The 18,492-nt window shown below is 37.5% G+C and carries 16 protein-coding genes; 9 read left to right on the top strand and 7 right to left on the bottom strand.

What is annotated here, in order from left to right; genetic code table 11:
• The first annotated feature begins 13 nt into the window (after positions 1-13).
• The 8 genes from BM141_RS09035 to odhB all read left to right on the top strand — a co-directional run bounded on the left by BM141_RS09035 (position 14) and on the right by odhB (position 8,459).
• The gene (locus BM141_RS09035; protein WP_091544233.1) at positions 14-622 is read left to right on the top strand and encodes a glutathione peroxidase; all 609 of its coding nucleotides are present in this window, start codon (positions 14-16) and stop codon (positions 620-622) included.
• Between the two features lie 453 nt (positions 623-1,075).
• The gene (locus BM141_RS09030; RefSeq protein ID WP_091544231.1) at positions 1,076-3,835 is read left to right on the top strand and encodes a 2-oxoglutarate dehydrogenase E1 component; all 2,760 of its coding nucleotides are present in this window, start codon (positions 1,076-1,078) and stop codon (positions 3,833-3,835) included.
• Between the two features lie 79 nt (positions 3,836-3,914).
• Positions 3,915-4,280 (top strand): hypothetical protein, encoded by a 366-nt coding sequence (locus BM141_RS09025; RefSeq protein WP_091544229.1) that lies wholly within the window; start codon positions 3,915-3,917, stop codon positions 4,278-4,280.
• A 27-nt stretch (positions 4,281-4,307) separates the two neighbouring features.
• Complete coding sequence (locus tag BM141_RS09020; protein ID WP_143090862.1) at positions 4,308-4,961, top strand: Uma2 family endonuclease; 654 nt, start codon at positions 4,308-4,310, stop codon at positions 4,959-4,961.
• 230 nt (positions 4,962-5,191) lie between these two features.
• Positions 5,192-5,512 (top strand): nucleotidyltransferase family protein, encoded by a 321-nt coding sequence (locus tag BM141_RS09015; protein WP_091544223.1) that lies wholly within the window; start codon positions 5,192-5,194, stop codon positions 5,510-5,512.
• The gene (locus BM141_RS09010; protein ID WP_091544220.1) at positions 5,502-5,789 is read left to right on the top strand and encodes a HepT-like ribonuclease domain-containing protein; all 288 of its coding nucleotides are present in this window, start codon (positions 5,502-5,504) and stop codon (positions 5,787-5,789) included. The genes BM141_RS09015 and BM141_RS09010 overlap by 11 nt, the downstream gene beginning before the upstream one ends.
• Positions 5,790-6,072: 283 nt before the next feature.
• The gene (locus BM141_RS09005; RefSeq protein ID WP_091544218.1) at positions 6,073-6,690 is read left to right on the top strand and encodes a hypothetical protein; all 618 of its coding nucleotides are present in this window, start codon (positions 6,073-6,075) and stop codon (positions 6,688-6,690) included.
• A gap of 206 nt (positions 6,691-6,896) precedes the next feature.
• On the top strand, positions 6,897-8,459 hold the full coding sequence (gene odhB, locus BM141_RS09000) for a 2-oxoglutarate dehydrogenase complex dihydrolipoyllysine-residue succinyltransferase (RefSeq protein WP_091544215.1): 1,563 nt from the start codon (positions 6,897-6,899) through the stop codon (positions 8,457-8,459).
• A gap of 57 nt (positions 8,460-8,516) precedes the next feature.
• On the opposite strand, the gene BM141_RS08995 is transcribed toward odhB, so the two are convergent.
• The 7 genes from BM141_RS08995 to BM141_RS08965 all read right to left on the bottom strand — a co-directional run bounded on the left by BM141_RS08995 (position 8,517) and on the right by BM141_RS08965 (position 15,498).
• Positions 8,517-9,602, bottom strand: coding sequence for a phosphotransferase enzyme family protein (locus BM141_RS08995; protein ID WP_091544211.1), 1,086 nt, complete (start codon positions 9,600-9,602; stop codon positions 8,517-8,519).
• Between the two features lie 30 nt (positions 9,603-9,632).
• Positions 9,633-10,988: a leucine-rich repeat domain-containing protein gene (locus BM141_RS08990; RefSeq protein WP_091544207.1), complete on the bottom strand. Its 1,356-nt coding sequence runs from the start codon at positions 10,986-10,988 to the stop codon at positions 9,633-9,635.
• A gap of 49 nt (positions 10,989-11,037) precedes the next feature.
• Positions 11,038-11,463 carry a response regulator gene (locus BM141_RS08985; protein WP_091544204.1) on the bottom strand — a complete coding sequence of 142 codons (426 nt, stop codon included), beginning with the start codon at positions 11,461-11,463 and terminating at the stop codon, positions 11,038-11,040.
• On the bottom strand, positions 11,460-12,752 hold the full coding sequence (locus BM141_RS08980; RefSeq protein ID WP_143090861.1) for a sensor histidine kinase: 1,293 nt from the start codon (positions 12,750-12,752) through the stop codon (positions 11,460-11,462). The genes BM141_RS08985 and BM141_RS08980 overlap by 4 nt, the downstream gene beginning before the upstream one ends.
• Before the next feature lie 129 nt (positions 12,753-12,881).
• Positions 12,882-13,937 carry a Fe(3+) ABC transporter substrate-binding protein gene (locus BM141_RS08975; protein ID WP_091544198.1) on the bottom strand — a complete coding sequence of 352 codons (1,056 nt, stop codon included), beginning with the start codon at positions 13,935-13,937 and terminating at the stop codon, positions 12,882-12,884.
• A 74-nt stretch (positions 13,938-14,011) separates the two neighbouring features.
• The gene (dcd, locus tag BM141_RS08970) at positions 14,012-14,548 is read right to left on the bottom strand and encodes a dCTP deaminase (protein ID WP_091544195.1); all 537 of its coding nucleotides are present in this window, start codon (positions 14,546-14,548) and stop codon (positions 14,012-14,014) included.
• A gap of 143 nt (positions 14,549-14,691) precedes the next feature.
• Positions 14,692-15,498: an SUMF1/EgtB/PvdO family nonheme iron enzyme gene (locus BM141_RS08965; protein ID WP_091544192.1), complete on the bottom strand. Its 807-nt coding sequence runs from the start codon at positions 15,496-15,498 to the stop codon at positions 14,692-14,694.
• Positions 15,499-15,940: 442 nt separating this feature from the next.
• Between BM141_RS08965 and BM141_RS08960 the strand changes: the two genes are divergently transcribed.
• Positions 15,941-18,492 (top strand): Kelch repeat-containing protein (locus BM141_RS08960; protein WP_177217315.1); only part of this gene is annotated, 2,552 nt, incomplete at its 3' end.

The following is an 18,492-nucleotide window of genomic DNA, read 5'->3' as shown; positions in this document are numbered from 1 at the left end:
TTAGCATTACTCTATGAAAAATCTGGTTACGTATCTATTTATTGGAATTACTTTTTTAGTATGTGCTTGCACGGGCGGTGGAGAGATTAAATCACGTCCTGTAGCTTTAGCAAATGTAGAAAACGCTATGCAAAATACAGAAAAACAAGGAATCTATGATTTCAAAATCAAGACCTTAGATGGTAAAAAGGAAATTTCTCTTGCTCAATACAAAGGGAAAAAGATGCTTTTGGTGAATGTAGCTTCTAAGTGCGGCTACACTCCTCAGTATGCTGAGCTGCAAAAACTGCACGAACAGTATGGAGATAAAGTAGTGGTTTTAGGTTTCCCATGTAATGACTTTGGCGGTCAGGAACCAGGCGAAAGTGAAGAAATCGCTTCTTTCTGCAAACTAAATTATGGGGTTACTTTCCAACTATTTGAAAAAATCTCAGTAAAGAAGGGAGAAGGGCAGCACCCATTATACAAATGGCTTTCTTCTAAAGAGCTTAACGGGTGGAATGAAGATGCCCCAAGCTGGAATTTTTCCAAATACCTCATCAGCGAAAAAGGGGAATTATTAAAATTCTATCCTTCTAAAGTAAAACCCATGAGCGATGAGATTTTAGCGGCTATCCAATAGTAAAAGGAGCTAATTTTTTATAGTTTTGAAAGTTAAATACTCCCAATAAGAAAGAAAACCAATAGAGGTAATTATCCTATTGGTTTTTTTATGAATTTACTTATGTAACAGTAAAAATTTGCAAGAAATGAGTGTTTCTTATAGTAAATATTACATGAGTATTACTTTGTGATTACTAAGGTTTCGCAAGTAATAGTCAATAATCAAAATATTTGCATAAACGATTATGCAATTTTTTTTATTAACGAAATTATATATATTTGTATAAGTTTGTATTTTTACATTCAAATATACATTTTATAACTTTTTTCCTTGTACTCAACCACTTCTCTTTTTGTGTTATTGAAACACAAATATTTTTCTGTGTGGAATAAGGAAAGCCATAAATTTCTGGCGAAAAGCTATAAACACAAAACCATAAACTATAGGCGATAAAATAATAAATATCATAAAATGGACAAATTTACATATATTTCTAACCTCTCCAATGCAGATGTAGCTTATGTAGATGAGTTGTATCAGGCATATAAGAATGAGCCTACTTCGGTAGATGAAACTTGGCAGCAGTTTTTTGCAGGCTTTGATTTTTCACTGACTTATGGCAAAGAAGAAACGAATGGAAATGGACATAGCACTACGGCAGTACCTACAACAGATGCTTATGCCATTGCCCAAAAAGAATTGTGGGTACGCAACCTGATTCAAGCCTACCGCTCTCGCGGGCATTTGAAATCCAAAACTAATCCTATTCGCCCTCGCAAAGACCGCAAGGCGATGCTCGACTTGAAAGATTTTAAACTCTCAGAAGCCGATTTAGACCAAGAATTTGTAGCAGGAAAAGCATTAGGGCTTGGCACGACTAAGCTAAGAAATATTGTAGCGGCATTGGAGAAAATTTATTTGGGAAGTATTGGTTTTGAGTTTACATACATAAGAGAGCCTGAAATCTACGATTGGCTTAAAAACAAAATAGAGAAAGAATACTTAAATTTTTCGCCAAGTGCTGAGCAAAAAAAGCGTATTCTGAAAAAATTGAATGAAGCCGTAGTTTTTGAAAACTTCTTACAAACCAAATTTTTAGGGCAAAAAAGATTTTCCTTAGAAGGGGGCGAATCTACTATTCCTGCCCTTGATGCTATCATCAATAAGTCTGCTGAATTAGGAGCAGAAGAAGTAATCATAGGCATGGCTCATAGGGGTCGCTTAAATGTTTTGACCAACATTATTGGTAAAACTTACGAGGAGGTGTTTAGTGAGTTTGAAGGAAAAAATGCAGAGTACGCAGTAGGCGAGGGAGATGTAAAATATCACATGGGCTACTCAAACAACTATGTTACTACAGTAGGTAAAGTTATTGATATTCATTTGTTGCCGAACCCTTCGCACTTAGAAGCAATTAATCCTGTTATCTTAGGAGCCACAAGAGCGCAGATAGATAAATATTACGAAGGCGACAATACGAAAATGGTGCCTATCTTGATACACGGAGATGCAGCAGTAGCAGGACAAGGGATTGTATATGAGGTAGTTCAGATGTCAGAATTGAAAGGTTACAATGTTGGGGGGACTATCCACTTTGTTATCAACAATCAAGTAGGTTTTACCACTGACTTTGAGGATGCCCGCTCCAGCAATTACTGTACGGATATTGCTACTATATTAGACTCGCCTGTATTGCACGTAAACGGAGATGACCCAGAGGCAGTAATTTTTGCTGTAGAATTAGCTACAGAGTTTCGCCAAAAATTTCAAAAAGATATTTTTATAGACATGGTTTGCTACCGCAGACATGGGCATAACGAAACTGACGAACCAAGGTTCACACAACCATTACTTTACAATATCATCGCTAAGCACCCCAATCCACGAGATTTATATAACAAACGTCTGCTTGAAAGAGGAGATGTAGATGCAAACTTAGCAGACGAAATGGACAAGGAGTTCAAACAGCTCTTGCAAGACCGCTTGAACTTGGTCAAGCAGCAATCTATTCCTTATATAGATAAAAAATTTGACGAACAGTGGGCAAAGTTAAGACATAGCACTCCAGAAGATTTTGAACATTCGCCTACTACTGCCGTTTCGGTAACTGCTTTAGAAAAAGTAATGAAAGCCCTTGTTACGCTCCCCCAAGGTTTTAAAGCTATCAAACAGATAGATAAGCTCATTAAAGACCGTCAAAAGTCTTTTTACGAAGATAAAGAAATCAACTGGGCAAGTGGAGAACTATTAGCTTATGGTACTTTGCTCTTAGAGGATAAAATGGTACGCCTAACAGGGCAGGACGTAGAAAGAGGAACGTTCTCGCATCGCCATGCTATTATGAAAGATGCAGAAACCAATGAAGATTACTGCCAACTCAATCATATAGAGGAAGGACAAGAAAAGTTTTGGATTTACAACTCCTTGCTTTCTGAATATGGTGTGTTGGGTTTTGAATACGGCTATGCTTTCTCCAATCCGAATGCTTTGGTACTTTGGGAAGCACAGTTTGGGGATTTTGCCAATGGAGCGCAAATTATGATAGACCAATTCATCGCCTCTGCCGAAACGAAGTGGGGCAAAATGAATAGCTTGGTGATGCTCCTACCTCATGGACACGAAGGACAAGGTCCCGAACACTCCAGCGCCAGACCTGAACGTTTCCTACAACTTTGTGCTGAGTATAATATGATAGTTGCTAATATTACTACCCCTGCCAATTATTTCCATTTGCTAAGGAGGCAGTTAGCTTGGGATTTCCGCAAGCCTTGCGTAGTGATGTCGCCCAAGTCTTTGCTCAGACACCCAAAATGCGTTTCTCCTATCTCTGACCTTACTCAAGGGAGTTTCAAAGAGTTGATACCTGATGAGTATGCTAAACCTACTAATAAAGTAAGCAAGTTGATTTTCTGCACAGGTAAAATCTACTATGAACTACTTGAAAGACAGCAAGCTGACAAGCGAAAAGATGTAGCCATAGTTCGTATAGAGCAAATTCACCCATTCCCAATGACGCAGTTCGATGCAGAAATGGAAAAGTACAAAAAAGCCAAAGTCTATTGGGTACAGGAAGAACCTGAAAACATGGGCTATTGGGCTTACTTGCTCAGGACTGTACGTCATGTACCTTTTGAGTTGATTTCCAGAAAAGTCAGTGCTTCACCAGCCACAGGCTTCAGTAAGGTTCACGCAATAGAGCAAGCGGCAATTATTAATAAGGTTTTTGAATAGAGGAGTGCGAGTTTCCAACTCGGACAAAAAACAATAATCATAAATATAACCGTCCGAGTTAGAAACTCGGACTTTAAGAATGGAAATACATAGAAGCAATCTGCAAGTAATTCATTATCACGCCGATAAAAGTCTTATGCGGATTATTGTATCTTCTGATACCGAATATATTGGTGATGAGAGTTTCCAAGAAGCACAGTCGAAGATTTTGGAAATGACACGAAAATACCAGCCAAGTCGTGTACTTACCAATGTACAGAATTTGCTTTATACCATTCCGCCAGAGATGCAAGAATGGACAGCTAAAAATATCATTGCCTCGATGATTCAGTTAGGTTTGAGAAGATTAGCTTATATTATCCCAAAGGATTTTTATGCACAGTTGTCCATAGAACAGTTGGGAGATGAAATCCCTGATTTAAACTTTTTAAGACGTTTTTTATAGAAGAAAAGCAAGCCATAGATTGGTTGTGTGAGAAATAAAACAAATGAATCGCTTATGGAAGTCATTGAAAAATTACCTTTGACCCTCAAAGAAAGGTTGGAAATGGAAGAAATCGTAAGAACTCCTGCTTCTTGGGAGGAGTTTTACGAGTTGGTGATGGATTGTGAATACACGGTAGAATATTATCAAAACGAAATTATCTCTATGGGTTTTGCAAGTGATACGCATGAATTGATTGTTGCTAATATCATTAGACTATTAGGCAACGCTTATTTAAAAACAGCTCATCGTGTATATGGGAGCAATAGATTGGTGTATATAGCAGACTGTCAGGCAAGTTTTAATCCTGATGTATTGGTAGTAGGTGGGCAACCTGAGTTTTATACTTACCAAAAGTTGCAAGCAACGACTAATCCATATTTGATAGTAGAAGTACAATCTAAATCTACCCAAGACTACGATTTATTAGAAAAATTGCCTTGTTATAAAAAAATGGAGAGTTTGAAATACGTACTTTTTGTATCGCAAAGTCGCACTTGGGCTTCGCTGTACGAACGCATAGAAAATAGCAAGCAGTGGCTCAATACAGATTTTGAGGACTTTGCCCAGGAAATTAGCATAGGAGATATAAAAATTTTACTTGCAGATATTTATGAAAAATCTATTTTACAAGGGAAATAAATGATAAAAGATTAGTCGATGCTATCAAGAACCACGTTTCTAACAGAGAAGTAGTGATAACTTTTGAGGTTTTTCCTATGCAGAAGTGAGGAAATTTTTTCACGTGATAACACATGAAAAATGGAAAGTTTCGTTAGCAATTCCATTGTGGGAACGACAGCTTTATAGGGAAAAAATGAAAACCCCAAATATAAAAGTCCCAGAGGGACGGAACTGAGCATAATTAATCAATGATACACCAAGAAACCATAGAGATAGCAGAAAATTTTAAAAGTGAAGTAGAGATTATAAAGGCATATTTTAAAGATAAGCCTGTGAAAAAGGCATACCTCTTTGGCTCTTATGTGCGGGGGGAAGCACTTGAAGATAGCGATATTGATATATTGGTGGAGTTGGATTATCAAGTGAAAATAGGATTATTGTTTGTAAAAATGAAATTGGAGTTGGAAGATTTACTCCATAAAAAAGTTGATTTGGTTTCTGAGAAAGGGTTTTCCAAATATATAAAGCCCATAGTCGATAACGAAAAAAAGTTGATTTATGTCCGATAGACTTGGAGATAAAGTAAGGTTGCAACATATTGCAGACGCAATTATAGAGATTCGGAACTACACACAAGGAGTAAGTTCTAAAGATTTTGTATCTAATTCTATGATGAAAAATGCTTGCATTAGGCAATTAGAAGTAATTGGCGAAGCAAGTAGTAGGATTTCTGATGAATTAAAAAATGAGTATATAGAAGTGGCATGGCGACAAATTATTGGCTTGAGAAATCTTTTAATACATGAATATTTTGGGGTAGATGAAAATGTAGTTTTGGCATCATAGAAAATAACTTACCTGAATTAGAAGTACAAATATTGGCAATTATTGCAAAGTTATAAATTTAGGGTATCAGTCTTTCGTGTAGTTTGTAATGAGAGAAAACACAAAAAAAGGGTAGCTGCTATTTAGTCCCCACTTGTGTAAAATAGGAGTTGTTTTTCACGTGATAACATATGAAAAATGGAAAGTTTAGTTAGCAATTCCATTGTGGGAACGACAGCTTTGTAGGAAAAAATAAAAACCCAAAATATAAAAGTCCCAGAGGGACGACGGAACATTAAAAATAGTGAAAACAAAAAACATCATATTTTTTACAAGTTTATTTTTATTTGCAGGTATAGGAGAACTATTTTTTAGCTATCCTGCACCTACTTACAATCCCTTTGATGATGTCTTTAATGTTTCAAGAGAAAGGTTAGTAAAAGAAGGTTGTATAGAAGATATAATAGAGTGTGGCTATGTCAATATTACAAAAGATTTTGGAGATGGGATAAGTATGTACTATCAGTTTTTTGGAGATGAAAAAATTATTCAAGCTAAGGGAATGTTCATTGAGATTGATACTTTATGGAATAATGATGATTTCGAAGATGGGAAGTTAATAGATAATCGGAAAAGGCAGTTTGATAGTTTAAAAATTGATTTTAATGCGATTAAAAGAAAATTGAAAAAATTTGATGTAGATATATTATCTGTTCAAAAGAGCAAATATGATTTTGTTCTTGATGTAAATGTTATGTATAAGTCATATCAAAAAGAGTTTGATTTAGAAATTAGAACGCATGAAGGAGTAAGATTTCTTGAACTTTTTTATTCAAAACCCAAATCTCAAAAAACATGGCAAGAGTACAGTGATGATTTAAAAATCTATTTTATAGATTTATTGGGGCTATATCACTATTAAGTTTAAGAGTGAAATAAAATGTATTGCAGTCCTGTTATGAACGACAGCTTTGTAGAAACCAGCATGACCAAAATTTCTAAAACCCCCTTAGGGGCGGAACAGAACAGATATATAAAAGTCCAAAAACCTGTTAGGTTTTGAAAACCTAACAGGTTTACGCTTAAAGTAATCAAACAATAAACCATAAACATTTCACATAAAACACAATGATAGAAATGAAAGTGCCAGCCGTAGGCGAGTCAGTAACCGAAGTAACCATTGCTAATTGGTTCAAGAAAGACGGCGAATTTGTGAACGCAGAAGAAATTATTTGCGAATTGGAGTCTGATAAGGCGACTTTTGAGTTGCCTGCGGAGGCTTCGGGCATTTTGCGCCACAACGCCAAAGCGGGAGATACCTTGCCTATCGGGGCGATTATCTGCAAAATAGAAGGTGCAGAAAATCAAACAAAAACGACAAATATTACGCCTCCGCCCACCGCAGAGGTCAGAAATGAAAGCAAAACAGAAGTAAAAACAGAAAACAAAGTGGAAACCAAATCAAATGAAGTGATGACCATGACCGTTCCGCCTGTGGGCGAGTCCATTACGGAAGTTACCCTTTCCAATTGGATTAAAAAAGACGGAGATTTCGTCAAGTTGGACGAAGTATTGTGCGAATTGGAGTCAGATAAGGCAACTTTCGAACTCCCTGCGAAGGCAGAAGGCATTTTGCGGCATATAGCCAAAGCAGGTGATGTCTTGGCTATCAACAGCCCTATTTGCAAAATAGAAGTAGGTGCAAGCACAAGCAACAATACGACCACTACAACGCCTCCGGCAAAGGAAGAACCTAAAAAAGAGGAAGTAAAAACGGTGGAAAGCAAGGAAAGCTATGCTACGGGTACGCCTTCTCCCGCTGCCTCAAAGATTTTGGCAGAAAAAGGAATCAACCCACAGGAAATCAAAGGCTCAGGCAAGGACGGCAGAATTACCAAAGAAGATGCCATAAACGCAGAAAAATCTGTTCCCCCTGCAAAAAAGGAGGAAGCCAAGACAGAAATCCCTGCGGTTGCACCTTTTGGAGGAAGCAGAAACTCGAGAAGGGAAAAAATGACCCCTTTGCGAAAAACAGTGGCTCGCCGCCTGGTTGCAGTGAAAAACGAAACCGCTATGCTTACGACCTTCAATGAGGTAAATATGGAAGCAATCATGAACCTAAGAGCAAAGTACAAAGATGCCTTCAAGGAAAAACACGGCGTTGGATTGGGCTTTATGTCCTTCTTTGCCAAAGCGGTGTGCATTGCTTTGCAAGAGTTTCCTGCGGTAAATGCCAGCATAGAAGGCGATGAGATAGTTTACAATGACTTTGTGGACATTTCTATTGCGGTTTCTGCTCCCAAAGGTTTGGTAGTTCCTGTGATTCGCAATGCTGAGTCTATGAGTTTAGCAGAAATTGAAAAAGAAGTATTGCGTTTGGCAGGCAAGGCAAGAGATAACAAGTTGAGTATCCCAGAGATGACAGGCGGCACGTTCACTATTACCAATGGAGGCGTATTTGGCTCGCTCATGTCCACCCCTATCATCAATGCCCCTCAGTCAGCAATTCTCGGCATGCACAATATCGTGGAAAGACCAATAGCCTTGAACGGACAAGTGGTGATAAAACCTATGATGTACGTAGCTCTTTCGTATGACCACCGTATCATAGATGGGAGAGAATCAGTAAGTTTCTTGGTAAGAGTAAAGCAACTGCTCGAAGACCCGGCGAGGATGCTGTTGGGAATGTAAAATAGCTTAACCCCAACCTGTCAGGTTTTAGAAACCTGACAGGTTTTATTCATTGATTCAGTGACTTTTTAATACTATCTCCTCTAACTCTTTCTGATGATGCTCTATGAGTGTAACTAATTGAAATTGAGTTCTGCAACGGTCTAAGTTATGTGCTTCGTATTTGGTTTTGTAATAAATATCCCCACAAAGATAGTCTGTCAAAAAGCGAATACCCATGATAAGCGTAATTATCTTTCCGCCAAATACCAAAAGTGCTTTTTCCTTTTCTGTAAGAAAAGATTTTGCCTCACTCAAATAGCCCCCTGCTAAAGCCTTAAAAATAGGAATCCTTAGCTGTACTTTGCTAAGGTCTTTCTCTTCTTCAGAAGATAAACTCAAAGAAGTACGCATCAAATCTCCAAAATCATAAATCACAGAGCCAGCCATGACAGTATCCAAATCAACAATACAAACAGCTTCTTGAGTTTTGCTATCCATAAGTATATTGTTAATCTTTGTATCGTTATGCGTAACCCTCACAGGCAGCGTGCCATCACTTAAATAGGTAGTGAGCTGGGTAGCCAAATTTTTTCTTGACAAAGCAAAATTTACCTCTGTGCTTACTTTGCTTACTCTTTGGCAAGTATCTTGGTGGATTGCTTCTTCTAACTGTTCGTAACGCCAAGCAAGAGAGTGAAAGCGAGGGATAGTTTCGTGTAACAACTGAGGGTTCAAGTCTGACAAATAACGTTGAAATCTGCCAAATCCTTTTCCTGCTTGAAAGGCTTGGAGTTTGTTCTCTACTATATTAAAAGTAACTGTATCAGGGACATATAAATAAGTACGCCAAAAGTTACCGTTTATATCTACCAAGCAAAGTTTACTTTGATTGGTTAGAATAACTTGAAGTACTTTTCTATCAATCGCTTGATTTTCTTTTTTGAGTTTATTCATTTGATGCTGGCAAATGAGTTGGATATTTTCCATGACCTTCACAGGATTCTTAAAAACTTGGTGGTTGATACGTTGAATTACATACGCTTGCAGGTCAGTTTTTACTAAAAAAGTATCGTTAATGTGTCCAGCCCCCAAAGGCGATATAGAAACAATTTTTCCCTGTAAGGCAAAATTTTGTGCGATTGCCGTCAATTTATCCAGCATAAGATAGATATTTTTTCTTTATATGAGTTATTACCATATTTTGAGTTGAGGGAACTGTCTGCTTATCTTCTTTTTCTCCTCTTCGCTGACTGGGTTCTTACCGATAGAGATTTCTTTGAGTTGAGTAAGGTTTTTAATTATATTACTTATAGAATCTACTTGATTATCTGCAATATATAGTCTTTCTAAGGTAGTTAGCTTTCCCAACTCTTGAGGAAGCGACCTGAGCTGATTATGCTGTAATCGCAGCACAGTTAGTTTTTGCAGTTCTCCTATTTGTGAAGGTATTTGCTCTATGCGATTGCTATCGGCGTAGAGTAGTTGCAAACGAGCAAGTTTCCCTATTTCATTAGGTAAAGTAGTCAAATCATTGCGATTGATTAATAAAACTTGTAGGTTGCTTAGAAAGCCCACTTCTGTAGGAAGGGATTGGATTTGATTGCCTACAAGTTGTAAATCTGTGAGTTTATCTAACTTACTGATTTCAGGAGGAAGTTGGGTAAGATTACAAAAATTCATTTCCAAAGAAGTCAGCTTGGGCAAGGAAGTAATCAATGTAAATACTTGATTGGGGTTCTCTAAGGGATTTTTGGTTAGGTTTAGCTTTTTTAAATAAGTTAGTTTTTTAAGGCTTTCTGGCAGGCTATGTATTTGATTATTAGACAAATCTAAGTTTTGTAAGTGAGTAAGTTGTCCTATTTCCTCAGGAATTTCTTTAATCTGATTTTTGCTCAGCCAAAGCTCATTTAAGTTTTTCAGCTGTAAGATTTCTTTGGGGAAAGCAGTCAATTTTTGTTCACGTAAATCTAAGCGAAAAATACTGTCGGGCTTTTGCAAGGCTTGCTCAAGAGAAAAAGCAGGCATAGACATTTGCAAAAAAGTTTCTCCCAATACTGTACCATGCTCTTGCAAATAAGCAACTGTTTTCTCCAAACCCTGATAAGGTACTTGGTCTGCCCACGCATTGACTATGATTTGCATGATTTCATCTATTTCTTTTTGGGAAATGATTTGTTTCATTCGCCAATTAGGAAAAACATCAGGAATACCTCTATGAATAGCCAAGCCAATAAGCATAAAAGAGCTATCAGAAGAAAAATGATTATCTTGGGCATATTTTCTCAAGTACCGTCCCATAGTAGGTAAAGGAGCGAAATCTGAAAGCAAAATTACTTTGACTTGATTCCTTGTCTGCTGGTAATAATTAGCTAAAGAGGAGGCTAATTTCTTTTTTTCTTCTATAGACAAATAATTGATTTGGTCATCAATCCAAGGCAGAATAAGTTGTGCATCTTCTTTACTCAGCGTCCGTGAGCCTTCATTTTCACAAGCAAGAAGGAAAAAAGGAATAATAGCAAAAAAAATGTATAAATACTTGGTTTTCATTTGCTTAATATCAAGCTAAATTATTTTAATATTGGTGCAAAGTGCATGGTTAGCCTTGTGCTTTCTGCTCGAGGTTAAAGGAATTCTGAACGTCCTCGAGGCTTACAGGGCTGAGAGGTTTTTGGATAAAATCACGTATGTATTTGTAATGCTCTGACTTCCTCATATCTTCGCGATTGACAGAGGAGGAGAGCATGTAAAGTTGGCAACTTTCTTTGAAGTCTGTAGGTAATTTATCATACTCTTCCAAAAATTCCCAACCGTCCATTTCAGGCATATTGACATCAAGAAAAATGACTTGAGGTATCTTATCAGGCTGGTTTTCAATAGCATCTTTGAGATATTCTAAGGCTTCTTTTGCTCGAACAAAAGAGTGTACTACCTCAGAAAAATGAAGAGTATGAATAAGTGTTTTACAGATTACGTTATTAATAGGGTCATCATCAATGACCAAAACGGTACGAATTTTCTTCATCTTGGCAAATATATTTTAAAAATGCTACCTTGCTCGGGTTGGCTTTCTACTTCCACTTTCCCTCCCACGACCTCTGTTTGTTGCTTAACCAAATACAATCCAATTCCTTTCCCTTCTACGTGAGTATGAAAACGTTTATGAAACCCAAATAGCTTGCGCCCATTTTTTTTCAAATCTATCCCCAAGCCGTTATCTTTGACTTGCAAAAGTATAAAATTATCTACTATATCTGAACTAATTTCTATCAAGGGGGAACGCTCAGGGTGCTTATATTTGAGTGCATTTGAAAGCAAATGTAGCAAAATACTATTCAAATATTTTCTAATTGTAAAAATATGAGAAACTTTTGAAAAATCTACATTGATTTCTGCTCGTGCTAAATAAATTTGTCGTTGCAAGCCGTTGATTATTTCTGCTAACTCCTCTTCCAAAGATACATTCTCTTTGGTTTCTGCAATAAGGTGTTGCTTTATTTCCACAATTTCGTTTAAATCCCTCACGATTCCATCTAACTGCTGGCTGACTATTTTGAGATTCTCTATCGCTACTTTATTTACTTCGTGCATAGGGTCATCAGTACGATACAAAGAAACTAAGCCCAAGAGATTGGCTATGGGTGCGCGCAAGTTATGAGAAACAATATGAGTAAACTGCTGTAAATCAAGATTCTGTCTTACTAATTCTTGGTTTATTCTATGTTGATGCTCCAGCATGCTTTTCAGTTCTTCTTCTGCATAGTGCCTTTCAAAAGCATGAGAAATAATGTTGGACATCGTAGAAATAAATTCCAAATCATTACTTTCCCACGATTTATGCTGCACACAATCATCAAAGCCTATGAAGCCAATGATTTTACCTTTTAAAAATAAAGGAACTACGAGAATAGACTTTATTTTTTGAGCAAAAAGTAATTCTGCAAGGTCATAAGGCAAAGAATGAATATCTGCTGTCATCAAACAGCCTTTTTGGTCTAAGGCTGTTTTCCAAGAAGGAACGGCATAATAAGAAATTGCTTGTAGGTAGTCAATATCTTCAGGGATATGGGCATTACGCCATTCAAAAATAAGATGACTACTCATAGTAGCTTCTTCATCTTTGAAAATATATACTCGACTTACTCCTGTATATTCCCCTGCAATAGCCAAAGCCTTAGCTATCTGCCTATCAAAGTCCTGTACTGAAGTAAACAAAATAGAAACTTGTAACAAGATTTCTTGTTGTTTAGCATACTTTTTCAGTCTTTCCTCTGCCTTAGTTTGTGCATCTACTGCTGGGTAGTCAAGATTCATTTGGAGGTTTTTTAGAGCCAAAAGTTTCAAAGTGATAAATTTAGTATATTAAAAGAATTAAACCTCTTAAAAATACAAAAAAATCTTTGAATAGTTACAAAATAAACCTCACAAATATACTTAAAAATTTTATTTCCACCCCACTTGGTCAAAGATTTTCACAGCAGTACTGTTGTATTTGCCCAATAAATCCAAATCGATTGTATCTGCTTTGAAAGTGCCAAAAGATTGTAGTGTAGGCGAAATATTGATACCACTCTTAATAGGATATTCTTGATTGGCTTCTGCAAAAATTTGTTGTGCTTTTTCACTCGTCAGAAATTCCAATAATTTGATTGCATTTTCTTTATGAGGAGCGTACTTGGCAACTCCTCCTCCGCTTACGTTGAAATGCGCTCCATAAGTATTTTGATTTGGAAAAAATACGCCAATTTTTCCAGCTATTTCTTTGGCATTAGGGGCTTCAGCAAGCATTTTAGCCACATAATACGTATTGACAATAGCCAAATCTCCCTCCCCTGCTACTAATGCAGTAACTTGGTCATTATCATTACCTTTGGGGTCTCTTGCCATATTTTTTACTATGCCTTCTGCCCACTTTTTAGCTGCTTGTTCTCCTTCATGAGCAATAATCGAGGCAAGTAAAGACTGATTGTAAATATTATCAGAGGAACGTACAAGGATTTTCTTTTTCCACTTATTATCTGTAAGTGCCTGATAAGTAGATAGTTCTTGTGGGTTTACTTTGTCTTTAGCATAGACGATGACTCGCCCTCTTTGAGTCAAAGCTACCCAGTAGTCATCTTTGTCTATCAAATAAGCAGGTACATTTTGTTTAATCACCTCAGAACTAATAGGTTGCAAAAGTCCTTTTTCTTTGGCACGGTACAGTCTGCCTGCATCTACTGTAAGGAGTACATCAGCGGGAGAATTTTCTCCTTCCATTTCCATTCTTTGCATGAGTTCGTCTGCATTGGCTTTGATTACATTGACTTTGATGCCTGTCTGCTTAGTAAATTCCTCGAATAGCAGTACATCAGAATCATAGTGCCTATGCGTATAGACATTTACCTCTTGTGAAAGGGTAGTTGTAGATTGACTTTCGTTAGTAGTTTGGCTGCCGCAAGCCGTGAATAGAAAAGCAGTTATCCAGCAGGCAAGGAAAGAAATGTGTTTTATTTTCATGACTAAATTTATTTAGATTAAATATAAATAGCCGCAAAGTTAAATGTTTAGTAAAAATAAAACTATCATTTCTACTAAAATTTGTTTTTCCACATCATAGATTCTACAGGTTTGTCGCTTCTTTCTACGTACTTGGCGTTATTCTTTTTATTGTAATAGTTTCTGATTTCTCCCTCGACCTTGAAAAAAATTAACTGACCAATAGGCATTCCCGCATAAACTCTAACTTTTTGGGAAACAGAAATTTCCAAAGTCCAATGATTACAGAATCCTACATCTCCCTTTCCTGCTGTAGCATGAATATCAATACCCAATCTCCCTACGCTTGACTTGCCTTCTAAGAAAGGAACATGGGCATGAGTTTCTGTATATTCTTGAGTAACACCAAGATACAAAGTATTCGGTTGGAGTACATAACCTTCTTCTGGGATTTCGAAGGTAAGAATTTCATTGTGCTGACGAGCATCTAAAATCTCATTCTTATAAGTAGCTAAGTACTTTCCTAAATGGACATCATAGGAGTTTGTTCCTAAACATTCTTCTCTAAATGGTTCAATAACAATTAGTTGTTCTTTTATAGCTTTTAAAATTTCTGTGTCTGCTAAAATCATGGTGTTGGAAGGTCTGAATAGTATCGATGTTATGTTGCCAAAATTTATTTTACAAGGCTCAATAAAACAGTTGCAAACTTATAAGTTTTTGCCTTGAAAAAACAATAGACTAAAAAATATTCGCATAAGCACCATGCAAAATACTATTCTATGTCTTTTACACAGCGAAAACCTACATGGCAAAGACTTGTTTCTGGGGTAGAGTGTGCAGTATTACCAATTTTATACCCATGACAAACATTTTCATCGCATAAAAAAGAGCCTCCATATTGCAATTTTTCTGCCTCTGGTGATAGCGTGTCGTCTTGCGGATTTGCCCAATCTTGACACCACTGCCAAACATTCCCCCCTACATCAGTCAGTCCAAGTGGAGTTTTGCCGTAATATCCTACGGGAGAAGTATATTGGAAACCGTCCTCTGCCTGAGAATAATACGGAAAATTGCCTTGCCATACGTTAGCTTTATAGACCTTGCCATTTTCTATCAGTTCGTCCCCCCAAGCATAAATTTTATTCCACTTTTCATCGGCATTCATTGCCGCCCACTTCCACTCTTGGTAAGTCGGCAGGCGTTTTTTTGCCCATTGAGCATAAGCCACAGCATCATTCCAAGATACCTGTGTAGCGGGATGATTAGGCTCTGCCTTAGGATAGGTTTTACCCAGTGGATACAGGTAGTTTGCTCCTTCTACCATCTCCCAAATGCCTTTTTCTATATTAAAAACTCCTGCGTTCCCAAAGCGATGAGCTTCTGTTTGATACCCTGTCTGTTTGACAAACTCGTCAAACTCTGCCACCGTTACAGGGGAAATATCCATAAAAAAGGCTTTTGTACTGTTCCCAGCAGGTACATATACCATACCTTTTGGAGGCGTAGGATACGATTGCTGACTGCTTTGCGTACAAGCCCAGCCAAAGAATACCAGCAAAATAAAAATATACTTCGTCATCGTTACAGTCTATTTTAATTTGTAAAATTAGCAAGATTCCTTTAATCATCTGTAAATTTTTTGTATCAAACAAAGAATGAATATTACCGAAGTAAGATTTTTATGCTTAGAATTTAAAAAAGTGCTTTTAAAGCCAATATATTTGAAAATTATTTTTAACTTTATTTGGCAAAATATCATAATTGCACTAATTATGGTATTTTTTATTTAAAACCTACATAAGTTTTTAGCACATTGATGTAGCATATAGCCTTACTCTATTCTTATGTAGGTCAAATTTATCATATAAATAATAGAGTATTTTTCCTTACTTTCTTGACTAACAACTTATTTCTTTAGAAAATCTCATTCATTAATTTTAGTGTATTACCAATAGGCGTAGCACTGCCTTGCATCAAACATATTGAAATAAATATAAGAAACACTTAAATCTGTTGTAGCCATGATTGTACCCCAACTAAAAGCGAAAAATTGGAAACAGCCTTTTTCTTTAGCTAAAAGTTTAGCGTTAAAGTGGCTTATCTTAGCATTGATTTGGTTTGATAATGACCAAATTCGCTCTTTTGCCAAGTTTGAGCAAGAGGCAATCCCTGTCAATGAGCGGCTTGACTGCACAGTAGAAGACTTTAAGGGAAGCGAGAGTCTGAAAAAAAGGAGTAGAGCAGTGTTGGACTTTCACACTACTATTTTAGATGAATCCAACCCTAAAAGTTTTGAGATAGATGTATTAGAAATAGATGAAAATACTATCATAGGCAGTATTGAGCTTGCAGATAAAAGTAAAAAAATCAAAAGTTTTTCTATCATAGATGGTGATGAGTATGGGTATTTTACCATAGATAATGCAGGGACATTGAGCATTGCAGACCATCATGCTCAGATAGGTTCTTACCCTTTGCTGATTCAAGCGACTGACGAGAAGGGGTGGCAAGGCAAAGCTACCATTAAAGTAGAGATTAAAAGTACGACTACTAATCAAGTCCCTATCCTGATAGGTCAAACATTTAATATTACCCCAAAATTTACTTCTCAACGCCTTATCGCCCAGATTGAAGCGGAAGACCCTGACGCTCAAAGTAATGATGAATCCGTCAGCTACTTGCTCCACCATATTGAAATAAATAAAAATAAGCAAAAAATACTTGGAGATGAGCAATCCATTTTTGAATTGACCAAAGACGGAAAGCTAAAACTCAAAGATGCTTCTCAAATCAAATTAGGAGATAATTATTTATTACATATCAAAGCCATAGATGCCCAAGGTGGAATGACAGAGGCAAAGTATGACTTGAACGTACTTTCTACTTCTGCCCCCATTATCAATTCTCAAACGTTCAGTATAGTGGAAGGAAGTCCTACCAATACTTTGGTGGGTACAGTGGTGGCTACAGATAGCGACGGTTCTATTGTCAATTATGAAATTACAGCTGCACAGTTCCTCATCACCCCTCCTATGCCTGCCAGCAACTCCAGTTCGGATACTCAGTACAATCCAATGAATGTTTTTTCCATTAACACTACTAACGGACAGTTAAGGGTAAATAATCCCAAATATTTGCTCAATGTCTTAGGTCCTATCCAACTTACTGTAAGAGTGAGAGATAATGATGGGCTGACAGCTACAGCCAATGTTACGGTCAATGTATTGGATATGAGTGTAAGCATTGCCCAGAACTATTCACTTTCTTGGACTACCGTTGCTGCACACCCTGACGGACACAACGAAGCAACTGGAGGTGTAACAAGCGATAAATTATATGTCTTGGGAGGTTTTACCTCTACTTTTGCACCTAAAAAAGTAGTGCATGTGTATAATCCAAGTACAAATGCTTGGACAAAACTTGCCGATATGCCCCCGCTGAGCGTAAGTACTACGCATGGAGGCGCAACGCACATGGGCTTTGCCAGCGATGGTACAGATTTTTATATTGCTGCAGGCTATGCGGCAAATGCTTCAGGTGCTGGACAAGTATTTGGTTCTACAAGGGTATATAAATACACAGTTGCTACTAATACCTACCAAGAACTCCCTCAACTTCCTACTAATAGAGCCGCAGGAGAATTGGAGTACATAGACGGCAAACTCTATTATTTTGGAGGCACTAATACCGCAAGAACCATTGACCAAGGGAATTTGTATATGCTCAACTTGGCTACCAATGCAATCAGTTGGACGCAACTTGCCATGATGCCTAATCCGAGAAATCATTTAGGAAGTGTAGTCTATCATGGAAAAATTTATGTCTTTGGCGGGCAAAAAGAACACGATGGCAAACTTGTTCCACAAGACGATGTTCACATGTACGACCCAGCGACTGATACATGGACACATGTAACGGATATGCCACGTGCTTTTAATCATATTCACGCATCTATATTTACCTATGGAGAATATATTTTCACTGTGGGTGGACAGATTAACCACAATGCGGGTACTTACAGAGATGTGTATGCTTATCACCCACCTACTAATACTTGGATTCGCTTTACAGATATTCCCGCAGGAAGAATGTCCCCCGTTGCAGGAGTTATTGATGGCAAAATATATGTTTCAGGAGGGAATAACTCAAAAACTACTTATGTAGCCAATTTGCCCTCGCAGTTTGTAGTGAATCCGCCTCCAATCCAATATACCCTGCAAATCAGTGCAGAAAAAGGAGGTACAGTCAATAACATCGGCGGCAACTACCCCGCAGGCTCAAGCCTCACCGCACAAGCTACGCCTAATCAAGGCTTTACTTTTGACAAGTGGGTCAATGGAAGTGGACAAACCGTCAGCACCACCAACCCCTATACCTTTACCCTCAATGCCAATACTACCCTCAGAGCCGTATTCATACAAAATCCTTCTCCTAACAATCTCCATGTCCGAATCAATGCAGGTGGCAACCAAGTTACCACCTCTGGGCAAACTTGGGCTGCAAGTCAAGGATTTGCTAACTTCCTCAATAGAAATACTACCAGCAATATCAGCGGAACTCCTGATGCTATCTT

This window comes from Thermoflexibacter ruber, from assembly GCF_900113045.1.
Taxonomy (GTDB): Bacteria; Bacteroidota; Bacteroidia; order Cytophagales; family Thermoflexibacteraceae; genus Thermoflexibacter; species Thermoflexibacter ruber.
This window is presented reverse-complemented; position numbering and strand designations above follow the sequence as displayed.